Here is a 19249-nt window from a genome sequence, read left to right on the forward strand (position 1 = left end):
AATCTACAAAGAGACCCGACAGGGGTTAGAGTCGTCCTGCTTTCGGATACTGGCGGTAACTGCTTTGAGGAGGTGGTCGGCATGATCCCCGACGACGTCGTGTCCCCACTGCCGTCGCAGCGCGGTCTTGGTGATCTAGTCACTGACGTGCTGCGGGAGATGATCACTGGTGCCAAGTTCCAGCCGGGCCAGCATCTCAAGGAGACCGAGTTGGCCAAGACGCTCAAGGTCAGCCGTGGGCCGATCCGAGAGGCGCTGACCCGGCTCGAGGAAGAGGGCCACGTCGAGATCCGGCGGCACCGCGGGGCGTTCGTCAGCACCCTGACGAAGACGGATGTCGAGGAAGTGCACACCCTCCGCGGCGCCATCGAGAGACTGGCCGCCAGCCGGGCGTGCACCCGGATGCAGGGTGCGGGATTCGCTGAGATGGATGCGGTCCTGGAGCAGATGAAGAGCGTCGACACCAAGATCGATCCGGAGGACGCCGTACGGCTGGATCTCCAGTTCCACGACATCATCTACACCTATTGCGATCATGCCCGGGTGCAGCGGGTCTGGGAGTCCATCCGTGGTCAGGTGACGGTCTTCCTGCGGGCCCGCAACGCGAGCTTCCCCGACTTCCTCGACGTCGGCTACAGCGAGCACAAGGAGCTACGAGACGCCTTGGCACTAGGTGATCCGCAGGCAGCCCAGGACGGAATCGACAAGCACATCCTCGGCGCCTACGAACGCCTGAAGCGCCTGAACCTCCCAGAACGCTGACCCCCAACCGCTGCCCTCAGCCCCGGTTCAACGCACCTTGAAGACAGGTCCACCGGGCGGTAGTGCCTGGCGAATTCCGTGTGGAACCGCTTCTGGCGTCCGTAAAGCCAGTCATCGGTAGCCGGTCCGCGGCTATGGATTTCGGGCAGAGGGGAGGACAGCCATGCAGATCACCATCACGAAGGTCGAGCGCATCGAGGCGACGGACCGCCACATGAACGAGATCGAGGGCCACATGTGATCGAGGTTGGCCGGGCCGGGCGGGCGATCAGCCCGCCCGGCCTTCCCGCAGAGAAAGGAAAACCGTGGCCACCGCAGATACGGTGCGACCGCGCCTCAAGTCGGTCACTGTCAATCGGTCCGGTGCGCAGGTAGTCATCGAGCGCGGCGCATTGGAGCGTCTCCACCTGGAAGACGACAGCGGCGCGCTCATTGCGTTGCTGTCTACGCACCCGACACCGAGGTCGTCGCGGTGCACCGGCGGATCACCGATGCGGCGTCGATCGTCGCACTGGCCGGCGACGCCGACGTGGTGGTGTCGGCCATCGACTCGCCCGAAGGCGTTCAACTCATCGTGAACGAGGCTTGTTTCGAGCTCGGCGTGCCGTACGTCGTGGCCGGACTCCGCTACTCGACACTGTCGTACCGATCGGTGCACCCAGGTGTCAGCCCGTGCCGCCGCTGCCTCGACCTCCACCACCGCGACCAGGAATCTGCGCTACCAGACGTACTGCGCACCGATCCGATCATCGAGCCGCCGGCTGTGAACCGTGCGACCGGTCCAGTGGTGCAGCTCGCTGCCGGGTTCGTATCTCTCGAGGTCATGCGCTACCTGATCGGTATCGAGCCACCGGTGTCTGCCGCGACGTACCACGTCCTGGAGTTGGCCGGCGGCATGAGCACCCGGCAGGCGTCCTGGCAATACCACCCCGAGTGTGAGCTGTGTCCACCGAAGCCATGACCCAGCGATTCCGTGACCTCACGCTGGTTGCCGACGGCGACGGATACATCCTCGGCAATCGGCACGCGGACGACTACGTGGCGGTGCCGCGTGTCGGCGGTCTGGTCGTGCAGTGGTTGCAGGATGGCTGTGACCTCGACGAGTGCGCCCGGCGTGCCGAAGAGCACGCGGGGGAGGCGTTCTGATGATGTACGGCGCCGTGCGCAGCGCGGCACGCGTCCTCCGCACAACCATCATCGGAGCACAGACCTCAGATCAGAAGGCCGGTTCCTGACGACTGCGGTACTTGAGGAGACCTTCGATTCCGCGCAGGAAGGTCTCGCAGATGGGTTTCGGATCGGTCAGGCAGCCGGCGGCCATCGCGCCGTCTCGCAGCATCACGAAGTGCCGGGCGGCCGGTTCTGGATCGATCTTCCCGATGCCCGAGAAGAGCTCGGTCAGGGTTGTCAGAAACCACTGCCGGTGCTTGAGAACTGCCTGGTGAACCGGATGGTCCGGGTCAGGATACTCGGCGGCGGCGTTCAGGAACGCGCAGCCTCGGAAGCCGGCGCTCTGGATGTCGTCGGCGATCGACCGGCCGATGCTTCGAATGACGTCGTCGGAGCCGGCGCCTGGAGTCCGCGCGGCGTTCGCCTGCGCACGGAGTGCCTCGTCGGCCTGCGTCAGGTAGGCGACGATGAGGTCGTCCTTGCTCGGAAAATGCCTGTAGAGCGTGGCGCGCGTTACCTGTGCCTTGGCGATGACGCGGTCGACACCCACGGCGTGGATGCCCTCGCCGTAGAAGAGCCCAGTGGCCGTGTCGAGCAGTCGAGCCCGTGCTTCCGACATCCGTTCCCTTCCGATCTCTGAGGTGCTGTAGCGAGCGTAGCAGATAGAACGATCTGTCTTGACAACGACAGACACACTGCTGCAAGCTCCTCCTGTGTACCGATCGTTCTATCTATGCCACTGACGGCGGGGACGATCCACCACCTTCACCCACCGAGAGAGGGATCCGATGTCCAGCGCATTCAAGGCCGTCGACGCCGGCCGCACCGGCACCGTGGCTGATGCCACCAGCAGCACCAAGGCGCTGCGAACCCTGTACTACGTCCGCTTCGGATTCGCCATCATCTGGGCGATCCTGATGATGGCGATGGCCAAGACCATCAACCCGGGAACAGTCGCCCTGCTGGTCATCTATCCGCTGTTCGACCTCGCCGCGGCCGTGATCGACTTCCGCTCCTCGGGCGCCAGTCGCCCGAAAGCGCCGCTCTACCTCAACATGGGCCTGAGTCTGCTCGCCGCCATCGGATTGGCCGTCGCGGCCACCTCCGGCATCCCAAGTGTGCTGCGGGTGTGGGGTGTCTGGGCGATCACCGCAGGCATCGTCCAGTTGATCGTCGCGATCCTGCGCTACCGGCTCGGTGGCCAGTGGGCGATGATCCTCAGCGGTGGCATCTCGGTCCTCGCCGGCAGCAGTTTCATCGTGATGGCGGGCGGGCCAAACGCTTCACTCACCACGGTCGCCGGCTACGCGATCCTGGGCGGCGTCTTCTTCCTGATCTCCGCGATCCGTCTGCACCGCCTTGCTGCGAAGGCGAAATGACATGACGAGCACAAGCCAGTACTTCGACGTGGTGATCATCGGGGCCGGACCGGTCGGTGAGAATGTTGCCGACCGGGTGGTGCAGGGTGGCTTGACCGCAGCGATCGTGGAACGCGAACTCGTCGGCGGGGAGTGCTCGTACTGGGCCTGCATGCCGACCAAAGCCCTGCTCCGCGACGCCGCCGCGGTCCGCGCCGCTCGTGCACTGCCGGCCGCCGGCCAAATTGTCACCAGCGACCTGGATCAAGCCTTGGTTCTGGCCCGGCGTGACCGATTCGCCTCCGGCTGGAACGATTCCGGCCAGGTCGAATGGCTGGACCACGCGGGGATCACCCTGATCCGCGGACACGGACGCATTACCGGCACCCGTAGCGTCACCATCGCCCATACCGATGGCACGACCACAGCGGTGCAAGCGCGCCATGCGGTGGTGATCGCCACCGGCAGCAGCGCCTACCTGCCACCCGTTCGAGGACTGGCGGATGTGGCGCCGTGGACAAGCAGAGAGGCCGCCGCCGTCCAGGTCATCCCGAATCGGTTGGCCATCATCGGTGGCGGGGTCGTCGGGTCCGAGATGGCCACCGCGTTCAGCGCCCTCGGCTCGCAGGTGACCCTCATCTCCCAGAGCCGGCTGCTGCCCGGTGTGGAGCCGTTCGCCGGTGACCAGGTGACCGCTGCTCTCCGAACGGCCGGAGTCTCGATTCACCTGGACGTCGACGCCACCGAGGTCCGCCGCGACGACTCCGGCACGGTGCACCTCACCCTCTCCGACGGCACGACCGTCGATGCTGACGAAGTTCTCGTCGCTACCGGACGTACACCGAACACCAAGAACCTCGGCCTGGATCACCTCGATCTCACGCCCGGAGACTGGCTGCACGTCGACGACACGCTCGCTGTTGTCGACGACGCGGGCAAGCCTGTTGACGGTGGCTGGCTGTATGCCGCGGGCGACGTGAACAAGCGCGCCGTACTCACCCATCACGGCAAGTACCAAGCTCGCGCTTTGGGAGACGCGATCGCCGCACGAGCGCACGGCGAGAAGCTCGACCTGAGTCCGTGGGGACGTCATGCGGCCACCGCCGACGAACGCGCCATCACCCAGGTGATCTTCACCGATCCCGAAGTAGCGGCTGTCGGTCTGTCCGCCGAAGCCGCATCGGCGGCCGGCAAGAAGATCCGGATCGTCGACCACGACCTCGGAGCGGTCGCCGGCGCCGCACTGCACGCCGACAACTACCGCGGACAAGCCCGGATGGTCATCGACGACGACCGCAACACCCTGATCGGCTTCACCGCCGTCGGACCCGACGTCGCCGAACTCCTCCACGCGGCCACCATCGCCATCACCGGCGAGGTCCCGCTGGATCGCCTCTGGCACGCCGTCCCCGCCTACCCAACCATCAGCGAACTCTGGCTCCGCCTCCTCGAAACCGACGGCCGCGACCGATAGACCACGCCGTTGGAAAAAGGCATGCTGCCTTTCAGGGCCGTGTGAGCGATGGGGATCAGATGAGCGAGACCGAGCCCGGCGAGGCGCCTGCTGACGGGCAGGTGCCGTTCCGCTACGACGCACGTCTTGCGAACGAGATCGAGCTGCGGTGGCAGGACCGGTGGGCAAGGGACGGCACCTTCGACTCACCCAACCCGTCCGGTCCGTTCGCCACCGGTTTCGAGCGGATGGCCGGGCGCCGGAAGTTCTACGTCCTCGACATGTTCCCGTATCCGAGCGGTGTGGGCCTGCATGTGGGTCACCCACTCGGCTACATCGGGACAGACGTGTTCGCCCGATTCTTGCGGATGACCGACGGCCATGTCATGCACACCTTCGGCTATGACGCGTTTGGGCTGCCTGCCGAGCAATACGCGATCGACACCGGTCAGCACCCGCGGGTGACGACGCAGAACAACATCGACAACATGCGCCGCCAACTGCGGCGTCTCGGATTGGGCCACGACACCCGGCGGTCGATCGCAACCACCGACCCTTCCTACTACCGCTGGACTCAGTGGATCTTCCTGCAGCTCTTCAACAGCTGGGTTGATCAGCGGACGGGGCACGCCCGCCCGATCGGGGAACTTGTCGCCGAGTTCGTATCCGGTCAGCGCCCGACGCCCGATGGGCGAGCGTGGAGCGAACTGGCAGAGCGCGAACGGCGAGAGCTGATCGACAGTTTCCGGCTGGCTTATGTCTCTGAGGAGCTCGTCAATTGGTGCCCTGGCTTGGGCACTGTGCTCGCCAACGAGGAGATCACTGCCGACGGTCGCAGCGACGTAGGCAACTTCCCGGTCTACCGGCGACCGCTGCGCCAGTGGATGCTGCGGATCACGGCCTTGGCAGAGCGGCTGATAGACGACTTGAACCTGGTGGACTGGCCGGAGTCGATCAAGCAACTGCAGCGTCACTGGATCGGAGCCAGCGACGGCGCTCACATCGATCTCAGGGTTGTCGGCCACCCGGACCTGTCGATCGAAGTGTTCACCACCCGCCCGGACACCCTGCCAGGTGCCACCTATGTCGTGCTCGCGCCCGAGCATCCGCTGGTGAACAAGCTGGTCGTGGAGTCTTGGCCGGACGACACCCCATCAGCATGGCGATATCCAGAGGGACGCGGCCGCGCCGCCACCGACTGGGCACCGCGGGATGCCGTCGCCGCATACCAGGAAATGGCCGGGCGGCTCACTGACCGGCAGCGCACGGCCGCGGCGTACGACAAGACCGGCGTGTTCACCGGCAGCTACGTGATCAATCCGGCCACCGAAGCACAGATCCCGGTCTTTCTGGCCGACTACGTGCTGATGGGGTACGGGACCGGCGCGATCATGGCGGTGCCTGCCCACGACCAGCGCGACCTCGACTTCGCCGATGAGTTTGCGTTGGAGGTGCACGCCGTACCCGGTCCGCCGGCCTCGTGGTTCGGCGGCCTCTCCCATGAAGAGGAGATCTCAGCCGCCATCGGCTGGCTCGAGGACACGAGATGTGGGCGCCGGCAACGTTCCTACCGGCTGCGCGACTGGTTGTTCTCCCGCCAGCGCTACTGGGGCGAGCCGTTCCCGATCGTGTACGACGAGACCGAGTTGCCAGTCGCGCTCCCTGAAGCGGCCTTGCCCGTCGAGCTTCCAGAGATGACGGACTTCCGGCCCGCGCCGCAGGAGGACGAGACCGGCGATCCGGTCCCGCCGTTGGCCAACGCAGGGGAGTGGGGAACCGTCGAACTCGACCTTGGAGACGGTCCGAAGCGGTATCGGCGCGAGCTGAACACGATGCCGCAGTGGGCCGGGTCGTGCTGGTATTACTTGCGCTATCTGGACCCGGCCAACGACCAGATGTTCGTCGACCCGGAGATCGAGCGCTACTGGATGGTCCCACCGGACGCATCCCAGCCGGGCGATGGCGGCGTGGACCTCTACGTCGGCGGGGTCGAGCACGCCGTACTGCACCTGTTGTACGCCCGGTTCTGGCACAAGGTCCTCTACGACCTCGGCCATGTCTCGACCAAGGAGCCGTTCCGGCGGCTGTACAACCAGGGCTACATCTTGGCCGATGCTTTCACTGACGAGCGCGGTATGTACGTTCCGGCGGACGAGGTGGTTCAGGCGGATGACGGCGCCTGCGTCTACAACGGCGAACCGGTCACTCGGCGGGCCGGCAAGATGGGCAAGAGCCTCAAGAACAGCGTCAGCCCGGATGACATGTACGCCAGGTACGGCGCCGACACACTGCGGTTGTACGAGATGGCCATGGGCCCGCTGGACACCGACCGGCCATGGCAAACTGACGACATCATCGGTGTGCACCGGTTCCTCCAGCGTCTGTGGCGCAGCATCGTCGACGAAGCGACCGGCGAAACCCGCGTCAGCGACCAGGAGCTGGACGAGGACACCCTCCGGCGCCTGCAGCGCACGATCACGATCGTGCGCAAGGATCTTGGTGCGTTGCGGTTCAACACCGCCATCGCCCGCCTGATGGAGCTGACCAATCACGCCGCCCGGATCGTGGGCAGGGACGGCGCGCTACCCAGGACCTTGGCCGAGCCACTGGTGCTCATGATCGCGCCGCTCGCCCCACACGTCGCCGAGGAGCTGTGGATGCGGCTGGGCCACGAGACCTCGCTGACGTACGCGGACTTCCCCGAAGCCGACGAGGACCTGGCCGCTGACAGGGCCGTCACACTTCCCGTCCAGGTCAACGGGAAGACCCGCTTCACCGTCGAGGTCCCGGCAGACGCCACGCAGCAGGACATCGAACGCATCCTCGCCGGCAACGCCGACTACCTGCACCACCTCGAAGGACAGCCGGTCCTGCGCCTCGTCATCGTCCCCCACCGCATCGTCAACGTGGTGACGAAATCCTGAGGTAGATGCAGCTCCGCCTAATGCTGACACATGTGTTGACTTTTCGTCGTTGGCGTCGAAGACTGAAGGTGTGAAGCATTCAGCCTTGCGGGTCGGATTGGTCGTGCCCAGTTCCAACGTGACGGTGGAGACGGAGATGCCTGCCTTGCTGGGGCCGGGGTTCTCGTTCCACGCGAGCCGGATGCGGATGGCCAAGGTGTCGGCCGCGCAGCTGGCAGCGATGAACGCACAGCGAGAACGGTGCGTGCTGGAGCTGGGAGATGCGCGGCCGGACGTGATTCTGTACGCCTGCCTGGTCGCGCTGATGGCGGCCGGGCCAGGGGAGCACCAGCGCGTGGAGGGTCTGGTCGCGGAGCAGTTGGCGACGGGTGGGTCCGAGGCGAAGGTCCGGTCCAGTGCGGGTGCGCTCGTCGAGGCGCTGCACGCGATCCCGGCGCGCCGGGTGGCTCTGGTCACGCCGTACCTGCGTCCGCTGGCGGAGCAGGTCGTCACGTACTTGGAGGCCGCGGGGTTCGAGATCGTCGACTGGCGGGCGCTGGAGGTCGAGGACAACCACGCGGTCGGGTGCATCCCCGGTACGGAGGTGATGGCCGCGGCGCGTTCGCTGGATCTCTCGAACGCCGACGCGCTCGTGCTGTCCGCCTGCGTGCAGATGCCGTCGTTGCCGTTGATCGACGACGCCGAGCGCGAGTTCGGCGTACCGGTGATCTCGGCCGCGACGGCCGGCGCCTACAGCATCCTCAAGGCTCTCGACCTGCCGCTGACCATCACCGGAGCGGGTTCATTGCTCCGGCGCGACACCGCCGCACTGATCAACTAGACAAGGAGACTCGATGACATCGCTGGACGACAGTCACCTCGTCCGTGGGGTCGACCACGCGGCGTTCCCGACGTTCGACCCGGCCGGGACCGTGCGGTTCTACCGCGACGTCCTGGGCTTCCCGGTGGTGCACTCGATCTGTGCGGCGGGCTGGGGGCCCGAGGACCACCCGGACTTCATCCACTTCTTCTTCGACATCGGCAACGACGACCGGATCGCCTTCTTCTACTACTTCGGTCTGGCCGCGCCGGACCGCTCGGTGGGCAAGGGCGACGTCTACGCCCGCTTCGACGCGGACACTCCCGAGTACTTCGTCCGCTCGCGGCACCTGGCCCTGCACGTCGACTCCGACGAGCACCTGATGGAGTACCGGCGCCGGCTCGATGCGTCGGAGTGGCCGGTGGAGATGCAGATCCAGCACGAGACGATCGAGTCGATCTACACCCACGACCCGAACGGCTTCATGGTCGAGATCACCCGTGCGCTCCGGCCGGTGACGCCACAGGAGGACCTCGACGCGAACCTCACCATCGATGCCCTGGTCGACATCGTGCAGAACCCAGGGCACAGCATGGACGATCTCCTGCTCCGCAAGGCCGAGCTCATCGTCGAGCGCGCCGAACGCTGGCAGGAAACCGGCCCGGTGGCGCCATGACCCATCGGCTGTTCGTCCTTGACGTGCCCGAGAACACCCGCGTCCACGAGGTCGCGGCGGAACAGGAGACCGTCAAGAGCCTGCGCATCGGGCCGTACGTCGTCCTGGAGTCGGACGACCCGATCGTCGTCGATCGCCGGGCGACCGGATGCCGGCACGCGGTCTGGTACTCGTGTGTCGCCGGTCTGGCCGGGTGCCGGATCACCCAGTGGGACAAGGACGCACTGCGCGTCGAGGCCCGATGACCGTCAGCCGACTCGGCGCCGGGCGCTACACCGACCTGCTCGACGAGCCCGAGGGTGTCGAGACCACGGTCCACCGGCTCACCACCAGCGACGATGCGACGGTGACCGGCGTACTGCGGGTGCCCGCGGGCGCGCGTACGGTCGTCACACTGATGCATCCCCGTCAGGACGTCACCCACCACGCGTCGGTCCCGTACCTCCTCCGCGACGGGTACGCCGTCTGGACCCAGGGATCGCGTTCACCCAACAACGACCTCAATCTGCTGCACGAGCAGGCGATCGTCGACTTCGCCGCCGGTCACGTCAGGCTCCGCGACCTCGGCTTCGACCAGGTGGTCTGCCTCGGCCACTCCGGTGGTGCCACGCTCGCGGCGTTCTACTGCCAGCAGGCCGGCGCGGCCGAGCGGCTGACGACGACTCCTGCCGGACGGCCGGTGCCGCTGGCCGACACCGAGATGCCGTTGCCCGACGGGTGCATCTTCATGGCACCGCACCCGGGACAAGGTGCGTTGCTCCTCCGCGTCATCGATCCGTCGGTCGCCGACGAGTCCGATCCGCTGTCCGTCGACCCCGACCTGGATCCGTTCGCAGCCGCCAATGGTTTCGTGGAAGCACCCGAGTCGACGACGTACGACGCGGCGTTCGTGGCGGGGTACCGCGAGGCGCAGGCCACCCGGATCGCGCGCATCGATGCCCGCGCGCGGGAGTGGGTGGCCGAGTCACGTGCCGCGAAGAAGCATGACGACCGGCGGCGGGCGATCGCGCCACGGGTGCTGACGACCTACCGGACCGACGCCGATCTGCGCAACGTCGACCTGTCCCTGGATCCGAACGAGCGGCCGTACGGCTCGCTCTTCGGCCGCAGGCCCGACCTGACGAACTACGGTCTGGTCGGCTTCGGCCGGCTCGCGACCGCCGAGGCGTGGCTGTCGACCTGGTCGGCCAACACCACGAACGCCGACCTCGCGCGCTGCGCCCCGGGAGTCACCGTGCCGTCGCTGCTGCTGGAGCTGACCGGCGACCAGGCCTCGTTCCCCGCGGACATCGCGCGGTTCCGGGCCGCGCTCGGCGCGGACGACGTCACGGTGGCATCCGTGCCGGGCACCCATTTCGGCGGTCCGATCGCCAAGGGTGCGCCGACCGGGACCGAGCTCGCCGCGCACGTGATCGACGAGTGGATCAGTCGTCGATGACCTGCTCGAGATAGTCCAGTTCGCGGCGCAGCCGGGCCAGCGACCGGCGGCGCGGATCGCCGTCAACCGCGTCGTCGCCGGCGGCCAGCACCGACGCGACGGCCAGGTCGGCGATCTCGTCGGCGACCCGCTCGTTCTCCTCCGGCGTGCCGTCGTGGTGCCACCAGGCGACCCAGTTGCACTGGCCGATGATCGAGAGCGCGGCGATCCGGGCGTCGACCGCGCGGAACGCGCCGGAACTCGTCCCAGCCTCGATCACCCCGACGAACTCCCGCAGTACCTTCCGCCGGCTCTCGGTGTACCGCTTGACCAGGTCCGGCGGCAGGTCGGCCTCGGACCGGATCAGCAGCTGGAACTTCGCCGGGCCGGTGGCCTGCAGCAGCGCGACGGCGCGAGCCATCCGGCGCAGCCGCTCGGACGCGCTGAGCTTCTTCTCGGCGTTGACCGCGCGCAGCGCCTGGGCGGGCAGCTCGGCCAGCTCGGTGACGAGCTTGGCGAGGATGTCGTCCTTGCTGCGCACGTAGTGGTAGAGCGCCGGCCGGGTCAGCCCGGTGGCCTCGGCGATGTCCTTGAGGCTGGTCCCCGCGAAGCCGCGCTCGGCGAACAACCGGGTCGCCTCGGCGATGATCTGCCCTTCGACCAGGTCGCGGCGGGTGGTGCTCCGCGGGTTCCGGGGCGCGGGATCCGACGTCATGGCTCCGACCCTAACCGGCGGCGGCGCCGTCGCCCCCGCTGACGAGCCGCCGGAGGCCGGCCTTGTCGATCTTGCCGACGTTCGTCCGCGGCAACTCGGCGACCCGGACCACCCGCTCCGGCCACTTGAACTTGGCGACCCCGAGGGCGGCCAGATGCTTCTGTACGTCGGGTACGTCGATCGCCTGCTCCGCGACCACGAACGCGCACGCCCGCTCGCCGAGCCGGGGATCGGGCATCGCCACGACCGCGGCCTGGGAGATCGCCGGATGGGCCAGCAACAACCGCTCCACCTCGTCGGCGCTGATCTTCTCGCCGCCGCGATTGATGACGTCCTTGATCCGGCCTTCGATGTGCAGGTACGCGCGGCCGCCGTACATGCCCCAGCGCGCCAGATCGCCGGTCCGGTAGAAGCCGTCGGAGGTGAACGCCGTCCGGTTGTGCTCGGGCGCGCGGTAGTACCCGCGGATCGTGTAGGGACCACGGCAGCACAGCTCGCCGGTCGCACCGTCCGCGACCTCGCGTTCGCTGCCCGGCTCCAGCAGCCTGATCTCGTCGAGCGGGCTCAGCGTGGTGCCGACCGTACGTAGCCGCGCTTCCCGTGGATCGTCCAGGTTGCTGACGCAGAACAGCCCTTCGCCCATGCCGAACAGCTGCCCCGACCAGATCCCGCGGCGTTCGAGGTCGTCGAACAACGCATCCGGCACCTTGGCGCCTGAAAGGACCACCTGCCGGAGTGAAGGCAGTGCGTCGAGGACACCGGCGAGGGCGCTGAAGTGACCGTGCCCGATCAGCACGGCGTCGGCCGCGGTCCGCGCGATCAGCGGCACCCACTGCTCCGGGTCGGCCGTTCCGAGTACGAGCGTGGCGCCGACGCTGGCAGCGGCGTGCACTGCGCAGGTGACCCCGGCGTTGTGCACGATCGGAATCAGGTGCGCGATCCGCGTCTCGTGCGTCCACCCGAGCCGTTCGGCGTACGCCGCGGCGTTGTACCAGTACTCCGCATGCTGCCGGGGAATCAGCTTCGGCGTACCGGTCGTGCCGCCGGACAGTTGCAGCACAGCCAGCTCGTCCGGACCGACGCCGGCCTGCGCGGTCGCGACCAGCGCGCGAGCTTCGGCCGGGTCGAGGTCGGCACCGAGTGACTCCAGCGGTACGCCGGCCGCCGCGGGCTCACCGATCGTCAACAGATACTCGAGAGCCATTCTTGCGCCGAAGGCAACGAGGTCGAACGGCAGGCCGGCCTCGACCAGATGCGCCCGGGCCTCGCACTGCCGGCTGATCGCGCCGATCTCGTGCTCGCGGTGCGGAGCCAGCGTTGCGACCGGGACCAGGGCGGCCTTGAGCAAGGCATACCAGGCAACCACCGACTCCAGCCGGTTGGTGAGTTGGAGCAGCACGCGATCCCCCGGACGCAACCCGATCCGCAGCAGCCCGGCCGCGATCCGGTCGGTCCGCACGTCGAGTTCGCCGTACGTGATCGAACCTTCGGCGGCGACGACCGCGACGCGATCGTTGTGCTGGGCAACAACTCTGGCGAGCTGGCCAGGGATGGTGAGCGCGTCCCACAGCCCGGCCGTGCGGTACGCCGGGTCCTGCGCCGGGAAGTCCTCGACCGCGGTGCTCATCCGGCCTCGTTCCGGAGCCGGACAGCGTCGGCCCGGCCACTGACCAGGGCCGCCGCACCGAGCTCACGCTCCGCGCCGGGCACCAGGACCTCGACCCGGGCCGCGGTCTCCTGCCGAATCCGTTCGGCGACGTCGAGCATGGTCAGTACGGACTCCCGATCGTCGTCACTCGTCAGCAGGACGGCCGTCGCGTCGATGTCCTTGATCAGCGTGTCTGCTGCGGGGCCCCACGGATCGTCGATGTCGACGAACACCTCGGGAAGCTCTCCGACGCCAGGAGATTGGTGCCGAAACACCCAGTCGACGAGGCCGTCAGCAGGTATGTCCGCGCGCCCGGCGTAGTGAGCGACCGCGCGACCGACAACCTCCGGTGCGGTGACAGCGAACCGGTCCAGGCTGACCTTGCCGGCCCGGGTCATGTACGCGACCCACAACCGTTCGACCGGTAGATCCAGCCGGGCGGCGAAGGAGTCCCACCACCGCATGCTGCGCAGCGCGGTCGACTGCAGGTGCTCGACCGCGGGCCGCCGTGCGATCTCGTACTCGGTCAGCGCGGTCTCGAGGTCGGGAGCGGCGTCGAGCGCGTCGACGAGCGCGATGCCGTCCTCCATCGCCAGCTTCGTGCCGGAGCCGATGGAGTAGTGCGCGGTGTGTACGGCGTCGCCCAGAAGGACCACGTTCCGATCGTGCCACCGTTCGCAGCTGATCGTCCGGAACCGCATCCACCTGGTCCGGTTGCCGATCAACCGATGACCGTGCAGATGGTCGGCGAACGCGTCGGAGAGATAGTCCAGGGCCACTTGGTCGTCACCGTCGTACGGCGTCTGCTCGGTGGTCACGTCGAACCCCGCACGACGCCAGGTCTCCTCGTCGGTCTCGACCAGGAACGTGCTGCGGTCCGCGGCGTAGGGGTAGGCGTGTGCGACGAAAGTGCCGTGCTCGGTGGTCGCCGGCGCGAAGAGTGCCGTGGGCAGGGCGATATCCGTGCCGGCCCAGAGGTAGAGCGCGTCCGCGGTCGTCACGGAGCTGCCGACGACCGGGAGCTCCTCACGAGTGGCGCTGCTGACACCGTCGGCCGCGATCACGAGGTCGACCTCTCCGGCCAGCTCGGTCGCACACCCGCGGTCGCCGTACTCGAGACGTACGCCGGCGGCCGCCGCATGCTCTCGCAGTACGTCGAGCAGTTGGCTGCGGCTGACGGCGATCAGGTCGTCCGAGGCGAGGGTGACCGCGTGACCGTCGACCACCATCGACATCTCGTGCGAGTGCGCGATCGACAGGATGCCTTCGAAGGACTCGGCATCGGCGGCCTGCAGGTTCCGTTGGGTGCGAGTGGCCAGACCGACGCCGAAGCCGAACGTGTGGCGAGGTTCGATCTGCTCGATCAGCCGGACGTCGCAGTCCGGCATCCGGAGTCTGAGCAGGCGGGCGGTGTAGAGACCGCCCGGCCCGCCGCCGAGCACCGCAACGGTCCGCAGCCTCAAGACGGACTCCCCACGGGCGTGAAACGGGAGACGTCGCCGACATGATCCGGATGTGTGGCCGGCACGATCGCGGAGTAGATCGCGGTCCAGCACCTCGGGCAGCAGAATTGCCGGAAGACGACCTCGGCGTCGACGTACTCGGCCGGGTCGGACGTGACCTGCGGTCCCGCCTCCGACGACGGCCCGTCGTACCGGGCCAGGGCAAGAGTCGTGTCCGTGGTCGTGTCGGCGACGCCCTGTCCGCAGTGCGCGCAGGCCACGGTGGTTCCGTGCAGGACGAGGTTGTCGTCGAGTCGCTGTGCCGCGGCCGGATCGATGCGTGGACCGTTGGTGCTCCCACCGGTCGAGCGATCCCGGCGTACGGAGCGGACGGCGGCGCGCGCCGCTTCGGTGCCTTGGGCATCGATCGTCCCGTTGCGGAGTACGACGCCGTACACGGACTCAGCCGCGGCGGCGCTGACCTTGTCCTCGTGCACATCACGGGCGACCGCCTCGGGCTCGCGCAGCAGCGGATCGCCGTACCCACCGCCGCCCTGCCAGTGCATGTAGAGCACCTCGCCAGGTGCGAGATAGGACTGTGCATAGCACGGACCGAGCTCGACCTCGGCGCCCAGTTCGCCGACGGACTGGGGAATCCGGCCGGTCTTCAGCAGGGCGCCGACATCGGTGTTGCGGGCCAGTTGCTCCAGGCCCGTGTTGCCCGGATAGCCACCGGAGAGACCGGCGTTCTGCGCGACGGCCTTGCCCGCCGAGGCGAGGACCAGACCGGCCGGTTGACTGGAACCGTGCAGCGTGACCGCCAGCGAGGCGCTGACGCCGCCGCGCCGGCGACCCGGACCGCCGGAGTCCGGCTCCTCACGCCGCCACAAGGTGAGTAGCGGATAGAGGAACTCGGTCATCTCGACATCGGGTACGCGGCCCATCGGGATGCAGAAGAGCCCGCCGGTGTCCATGCCGTCGGTGTCCGGGCGGGCGCCGTACCCGCCGGCCATCGGCTCCATCATGATGTTGAGGAACGGCATCGGCACCTGGCCGCGTTCGTCGAGCCCGGCCAGGACGGCGGTGTCCCAGGTGCCGCAACACGCCGCCTGCACGCTCTTGCCGAGATTCGCGTCGCGTTCCAGCAGCTGCGAAAGGCACTCGGCCACCAGCGTCCCGGTGAGCCAGGCGGGCCCGATCGGTCCCCGGCCAACGGCCGCTGGGTACGACGCGTTGTTGATCGTGCCCTCCTCCGAGACCAGGTCGAAGCAGCGCATCAGACCGCCCGCGGACCACGGGATGTCGTTGGCCAGCATCGGCAGCAGCGCCAGCATTACGCCGCCGCGCATGCCCGCGTAGGTGCAGTTGATCATCCCGGCCTGCGGATCGGTGCCGGTGAAGTCGAAGCTGAGCCGGTCGCCGGCCTTGGTCATCGCGACGGTGATCTTGTGGACGCCGCGGTCGCCTTCGTGGGACTGGTCCTGGTACCCGGTGGCCCGCCAGGTGCCGTCCGGCAGACCGGACAGCTTGCCGCGCAGCCGGCCTTCGGCGTCGGACATCATCCGCTTCATCACGGCCTTGACCGTGTCGGCGCCGTACTGGTCGATCACCTCGGCGAGTCGTTTGCGGCCGACCGAGTTGGCGCCGATCTTGGCCCGCAGGTCGAGGCTGACCAGCATCGGGACACGCGACCGCCGTACCCACAGGTCGGCGACGTCGTCCTGCAACCGGAAGTCGCGGACCACCTTGACCGGTGGCGTCGGCAACGACTCGGAGAAGACGTCCTGTGCGGCCGGGCTGAACGAGCCGAGGCCGACACCGCCGAGGTCGGGCTCGTGGCAGATCGCGCTGGTCCAGGCGAACAGCTCGCCGTCGTGGAAGATCGGCTGGAAGACGATGACGTCGTTCTGGTGCAGGCCGCCACCGACCCAAGGGTCGTTGCAGAGGAACATGTCGCCCTCCTGGATGCCGGGATTGGCGGCCCGGTGCTGGAGGGTCCAGTAGATGGCGAGGTCGACCGCGCCGACGAGCATCGTGTTGTAGAGGCCGACCTGGACCTCCTGGCCGAGCTCGTCGCAGATCGCGAAGTCGAAGTCGTTGGCGTCGGTGACGATCGGCGAGCCGGACATCCGCTTCAGCGCCTCGCCCATCTCCTCGGTGACCGACCAGAGCCGGTGCCGGATCACCTCGTAGGTCAGTGGGTCGAGGGCGTCGATCCGGTCCTGACCGACCGAGTGCACCTTCACCGTCTCCGGCAGTTGGGCGCGCAGCGTCTCGGGGTCGACGGGACGGCTCGCGAAGTGTTCGGAGCCCGGGATGGCCATGGTCATGTCAGTTCTCTTCCGAGTCGGTGCTGATCACGAGGTTGCCGAGGTGATCGACGACACCCCTGGTGCCCGCTGGGACGACGACGGTGGTGGTGGAGACCTCGATGACGGCCGGTCCCTCGATGCGATGACCGGCGCCGAGTGCGCGGTAGTCGTAGATCGGGGTGTCGACGTACCCGGTACTGGCGTTCAGACAGACCTTCCGATGCTCGAGCAGCGCGGCCGTGGGGTCGGTCGTCTCGGCGTCCGCGAGCTTCGGCAGCGCGGGGGAGAAGGGGAGTACGCCGGTCGCCCGTACCCGGAACGTGATCGCCTGGACGCCGGCCGCGGCGAACCCGGTGCCCTCGCCGTACAACTCGGCGTACCGGCGGTCGAAGGCGTGCGCGATTCCGGTGACCGCGGCGTCGTCGAGCTCGCCGCTCGGCACCTCGACCGCGACCTCGGCAAGTTGCATCGTGTACCGCAGGTCGAGCGACCGGACGATCTCGATCCGCTCGAAGCTCAGCCCCTGCCGGGCCAGGCCGTCGCGAACCTGGGCCTCGAGCGTGGCGTAGGTCCGCTCGGCGCGGACCGGGTCGAGCGGCATCGCCGTCGGGTCGGACAGTTCCGCCGTGAGCACCACGTCGGACGACGCGAGCCCGTACGCCGAGAACGCCGATGCGACCGGGCCGAGCGGCACGACCACGTCGGCGACACCGACCTCGCGGGCGTACGACGCGCAGTACGCCGGTCCGGCACCGCCGAACGCGTAGAGCACGAAGGACCGCGGATCGTGTCCGGCCTCGACGACGGCCTTGCGCAGCAGGTCGCCGGTCTGGGCGTTCTGGACGGCGTAGATCGCGGCGGCGGCGTCTTCGACAGACAGGCCGAGCGGCTCGGCGATCCGGCTGCGGATCGCCTCCCGGGCGGCGTCGAGGTCGAGCGCCTTACGGCCGCCGAGGAGACCCTTCTCGGGAGGATGCCGAGGACGAGGTTCGCGTCGGTGTTGGTGGGTTCGGAGCCACCGGCGCCGTAGCACGCGGGGCCGGGGACCGACTGGGCGCTGCGCGGTCCGACCTGCAGGTTGCCGCCCTGGTCGATCCACGCGATCGCACCGCCGCCGGACCCGATCGCGTGCACCTGCAGGGTCGGCACGTTGATCGGATGGTGGTTGATGACCGTCGTACTCGCCCGGACCGGCTCGCCGTCGACGACCAGGCCGACGAGGAACGTCGTACCTCCGACGTCGGTGGAGATGATGTTGCGGTGACCGAGTTGCTCGCCCAGTGACACGGCACCGACAACGCCGCCGGTGAGAACCGATCCGACCGTGCTGATCGCGTAGCTCGGCGCCTCGGCGGCCGCGATGGCGCCGCCGTTGCTCTGCATGACCAGCAGCGGTCCGGCCAGACCGGACTCGCGGAGCCGGCCTTCGAGGTTGCCCAGGTAGTCCTCCAGGCCCGGCCCGATCTGGGCGCTCATCACGGTGGTGGCGCTGCGGGCGAACTCCCGGATCCGTGGACTGATCTCGCTGCTGAGCGCCACGAAGACCCCGGGGTCGAGTTCATGGACGATCTCGCGGACCCGCTGCTCGTGCGTGGGATTCCGGAACGACCACAGCAAGCTGACGGCAATCGAGCGGATGCCGTCGGCCAGCAGTGCACGCACCGCTGACCGGACCGATCCTTCGTCCAGCGGGACCAGCACGGTGCCGTCGCGGTCGATCCGCTCCACGACCTCGACCGCGTGGCGCTTGGGAAGCAGCGTGTGCTGTTTGCTCTGGCCCAGCACGTTCTGCAGCTGGTCGGGAGCCGACCCCAGGTAGCGGCCCTCGACGTTCATGATGAACAGGGAGTCGCGATGCCCGACAGTGGTGATGAACCCGACGTCCGGGACGTTGCCCATCACCAGGGCGTTCAGCGACGACGTCGTGCCGTGCGCGATGTGGTGCGTCTCCGCGAGCATCTCCTCGACCGATGCGTCCAGCTGTTCGGCCAGCCCGGTGAGCACCTCCAGCACCCCCTGCGAGTAGTCCGCGGGCGTCGACGGCGCCTTGGCCGCCACGATGACGCCGGCGCCGTCGTCGAGCACTCCATCCGTGAACGTCCCACCGACGTCGATACCGATGACGTACGTCATGACTCACCTTCCGGCCGTAGCAGTAATACCAGCCACGCTAGAGACCACTCAACACAAGTGTCAATACTTCGACACCTCCGTCGCCTCATGGGGATGTGACACACAGCCACGATCAAATGAAGGTCCGCAATGGCCGCCGCACACGACAAAGCCCAGGGTCCCCGATGCCGGTCACGTAGACGACGCGGTCGACCTGGCCCCACTGCGTCCGGACAGCGTCGGCTGCGCCTTGACCCAGGATTCGTCCAGCACGTCGATCGGCAGCTTCCGGGGAGAGTCGGTGTGCGGCTGGCAGCGATTGGTTTGTGTGGGGAGGAAAGGTACGGCGGTGGGCGTGACACTGGGGAGGTATGTCTACTGGAGCTGTTGCTAATTCGGTGCAGTTGCCGCCGTTGGAGAATCCGAACGAGCGGGCGGCGGTTGGTGCGGAGTTGCAGGTG

16 protein-coding genes and 2 pseudogenes are annotated in these 19249 nt (G+C 67.9%); 10 read left to right on the forward strand and 8 right to left on the reverse strand.

The genetic code is table 11. The features are described from left to right. The first annotated feature begins 81 nt into the window (after positions 1-81). The 3 genes from AB0E63_RS01470 to AB0E63_RS01480 all read left to right on the forward strand — a co-directional run bounded on the left by AB0E63_RS01470 (position 82) and on the right by AB0E63_RS01480 (position 1908). Entirely contained in the window at positions 82-762 is a 681-nt protein-coding gene (locus tag AB0E63_RS01470) for a GntR family transcriptional regulator (RefSeq protein ID WP_360359579.1), read from the forward strand. Between the two features lie 247 nt (positions 763-1009). After that, a complete protein-coding gene (locus AB0E63_RS01475; protein ID WP_360359581.1) occupies positions 1010-1723 on the forward strand; it encodes a ThiF family adenylyltransferase in 714 nt (237 codons plus the stop codon). Continuing rightward, positions 1720-1908, forward strand: a complete 189-nt coding sequence (locus tag AB0E63_RS01480) for a hypothetical protein (protein ID WP_360359584.1) — start codon at positions 1720-1722, stop codon at positions 1906-1908. Before AB0E63_RS01475 ends, AB0E63_RS01480 begins: the two co-directional genes overlap by 4 nt. A 70-nt stretch (positions 1909-1978) precedes the next feature. Here the strand turns inward: AB0E63_RS01480 and AB0E63_RS01485 are convergent, their stop codons facing one another. Next, positions 1979-2551, reverse strand: a complete 573-nt coding sequence (locus AB0E63_RS01485; protein WP_360359587.1) for a TetR/AcrR family transcriptional regulator — start codon at positions 2549-2551, stop codon at positions 1979-1981. Positions 2552-2720: 169 nt separating this feature from the next. On the opposite strand from AB0E63_RS01485, the gene AB0E63_RS01490 reads away from it, so the two are divergent. From AB0E63_RS01490 to AB0E63_RS01520, 7 genes are all read left to right on the forward strand, one after another. Next, on the forward strand, positions 2721-3311 hold the full coding sequence (locus AB0E63_RS01490) for a hypothetical protein (protein ID WP_360359590.1): 591 nt from the start codon (positions 2721-2723) through the stop codon (positions 3309-3311). 1 nt (position 3312) lies between these two features. Then, complete coding sequence (locus tag AB0E63_RS01495; protein ID WP_360359592.1) at positions 3313-4764, forward strand: NAD(P)/FAD-dependent oxidoreductase; 1452 nt, start codon at positions 3313-3315, stop codon at positions 4762-4764. 59 nt (positions 4765-4823) lie between these two features. Beyond that, entirely contained in the window at positions 4824-7667 is a 2844-nt protein-coding gene (locus AB0E63_RS01500; protein ID WP_360359595.1) for a class I tRNA ligase family protein, read from the forward strand. A 136-nt stretch (positions 7668-7803) separates the two neighbouring features. Further along, a complete protein-coding gene (locus AB0E63_RS01505) occupies positions 7804-8487 on the forward strand; it encodes a maleate cis-trans isomerase (RefSeq protein ID WP_360359598.1) in 684 nt (227 codons plus the stop codon). A 13-nt stretch (positions 8488-8500) separates the two neighbouring features. Continuing rightward, positions 8501-9142 carry a VOC family protein gene (locus AB0E63_RS01510; RefSeq protein WP_360359601.1) on the forward strand — a complete coding sequence of 214 codons (642 nt, stop codon included), beginning with the start codon at positions 8501-8503 and terminating at the stop codon, positions 9140-9142. Then, positions 9139-9387 (forward strand): hypothetical protein, encoded by a 249-nt coding sequence (locus AB0E63_RS01515; protein WP_360359603.1) that lies wholly within the window; start codon positions 9139-9141, stop codon positions 9385-9387. The genes AB0E63_RS01510 and AB0E63_RS01515 overlap by 4 nt, the downstream gene beginning before the upstream one ends. Beyond that, complete coding sequence (locus tag AB0E63_RS01520) at positions 9384-10580, forward strand: alpha/beta hydrolase (protein ID WP_360359606.1); 1197 nt, start codon at positions 9384-9386, stop codon at positions 10578-10580. Before AB0E63_RS01515 ends, AB0E63_RS01520 begins: the two co-directional genes overlap by 4 nt. Here AB0E63_RS01520 and AB0E63_RS01525 read toward each other — a convergent pair. From AB0E63_RS01525 to AB0E63_RS01555, 7 genes and pseudogenes are all read right to left on the reverse strand, one after another. Next, entirely contained in the window at positions 10567-11274 is a 708-nt protein-coding gene (locus AB0E63_RS01525) for a TetR/AcrR family transcriptional regulator (RefSeq protein WP_360359609.1), read from the reverse strand. The two genes, AB0E63_RS01520 and AB0E63_RS01525, sit on opposite strands and share 14 nt — an antisense overlap. Before the next feature lie 10 nt (positions 11275-11284). After that, the gene (locus AB0E63_RS01530) at positions 11285-12901 is read right to left on the reverse strand and encodes an AMP-binding protein (protein ID WP_360359611.1); all 1617 of its coding nucleotides are present in this window, start codon (positions 12899-12901) and stop codon (positions 11285-11287) included. After that, on the reverse strand, positions 12898-14385 hold the full coding sequence (locus AB0E63_RS01535) for an FAD-dependent monooxygenase (protein ID WP_360359614.1): 1488 nt from the start codon (positions 14383-14385) through the stop codon (positions 12898-12900). Before AB0E63_RS01535 ends, AB0E63_RS01530 begins: the two co-directional genes overlap by 4 nt. Further along, positions 14382-16694, reverse strand: coding sequence for a hydantoinase B/oxoprolinase family protein (locus AB0E63_RS01540; RefSeq protein WP_360359616.1), 2313 nt, complete (start codon positions 16692-16694; stop codon positions 14382-14384). The genes AB0E63_RS01535 and AB0E63_RS01540 overlap by 4 nt, the downstream gene beginning before the upstream one ends. Position 16695: 1 nt before the next feature. Further along, on the reverse strand, positions 16696-17277 hold the full coding sequence (locus tag AB0E63_RS01545; RefSeq protein ID WP_360359629.1) for a hypothetical protein: 582 nt from the start codon (positions 17275-17277) through the stop codon (positions 16696-16698). A 90-nt stretch (positions 17278-17367) separates the two neighbouring features. Then, a pseudogene (locus AB0E63_RS01550) lies at positions 17368-17775 on the reverse strand (hydantoinase/oxoprolinase family protein); the annotation flags it as partial. Next, a pseudogene (locus AB0E63_RS01555) lies at positions 17700-18809 on the reverse strand (hydantoinase/oxoprolinase family protein); the annotation flags it as partial. The pseudogenes AB0E63_RS01555 and AB0E63_RS01550, both read right to left, overlap by 76 nt. Positions 18810-19249: the final 440 nt, after the last annotated feature.

Origin of the sequence: Kribbella sp. NPDC026596 (assembly GCF_040638415.1) — a bacterium.
In the GTDB taxonomy this organism is placed as follows: Bacteria; Actinomycetota; Actinomycetes; order Propionibacteriales; family Kribbellaceae; genus Kribbella.

Excerpts from the sequence above, each read along its gene's own strand:
- AB0E63_RS01470 (WP_360359579.1), top strand. The coding sequence starts at position 82 with ATGATCCCCGACGACGTCGTGTCCCCACTGCCGTCGCAGCGCGGTCTT.
- AB0E63_RS01480 (WP_360359584.1), top strand. The coding sequence starts at position 1,720 with ATGACCCAGCGATTCCGTGACCTCACGCTGGTTGCCGACGGCGACGGA.
- AB0E63_RS01545 (WP_360359629.1), bottom strand. The coding sequence starts at position 17,277 with ATGCCGCTCGACCCGGTCCGCGCCGAGCGGACCTACGCCACGCTCGAG.
- AB0E63_RS01525 (WP_360359609.1), bottom strand. The coding sequence starts at position 11,274 with ATGACGTCGGATCCCGCGCCCCGGAACCCGCGGAGCACCACCCGCCGC.
- AB0E63_RS01500 (WP_360359595.1), top strand. The coding sequence starts at position 4,824 with ATGAGCGAGACCGAGCCCGGCGAGGCGCCTGCTGACGGGCAGGTGCCG.
- AB0E63_RS01495 (WP_360359592.1), top strand. The coding sequence starts at position 3,313 with ATGACGAGCACAAGCCAGTACTTCGACGTGGTGATCATCGGGGCCGGA.
- AB0E63_RS01540 (WP_360359616.1), bottom strand. The coding sequence starts at position 16,694 with ATGACCATGGCCATCCCGGGCTCCGAACACTTCGCGAGCCGTCCCGTC.
- AB0E63_RS01510 (WP_360359601.1), top strand. The coding sequence starts at position 8,501 with ATGACATCGCTGGACGACAGTCACCTCGTCCGTGGGGTCGACCACGCG.
- AB0E63_RS01530 (WP_360359611.1), bottom strand. The coding sequence starts at position 12,901 with ATGAGCACCGCGGTCGAGGACTTCCCGGCGCAGGACCCGGCGTACCGC.
- AB0E63_RS01515 (WP_360359603.1), top strand. The coding sequence starts at position 9,139 with ATGACCCATCGGCTGTTCGTCCTTGACGTGCCCGAGAACACCCGCGTC.
- AB0E63_RS01490 (WP_360359590.1), top strand. The coding sequence starts at position 2,721 with ATGTCCAGCGCATTCAAGGCCGTCGACGCCGGCCGCACCGGCACCGTG.
- AB0E63_RS01520 (WP_360359606.1), top strand. The coding sequence starts at position 9,384 with ATGACCGTCAGCCGACTCGGCGCCGGGCGCTACACCGACCTGCTCGAC.
- AB0E63_RS01505 (WP_360359598.1), top strand. The coding sequence starts at position 7,804 with ATGCCTGCCTTGCTGGGGCCGGGGTTCTCGTTCCACGCGAGCCGGATG.
- AB0E63_RS01485 (WP_360359587.1), bottom strand. The coding sequence starts at position 2,551 with ATGTCGGAAGCACGGGCTCGACTGCTCGACACGGCCACTGGGCTCTTC.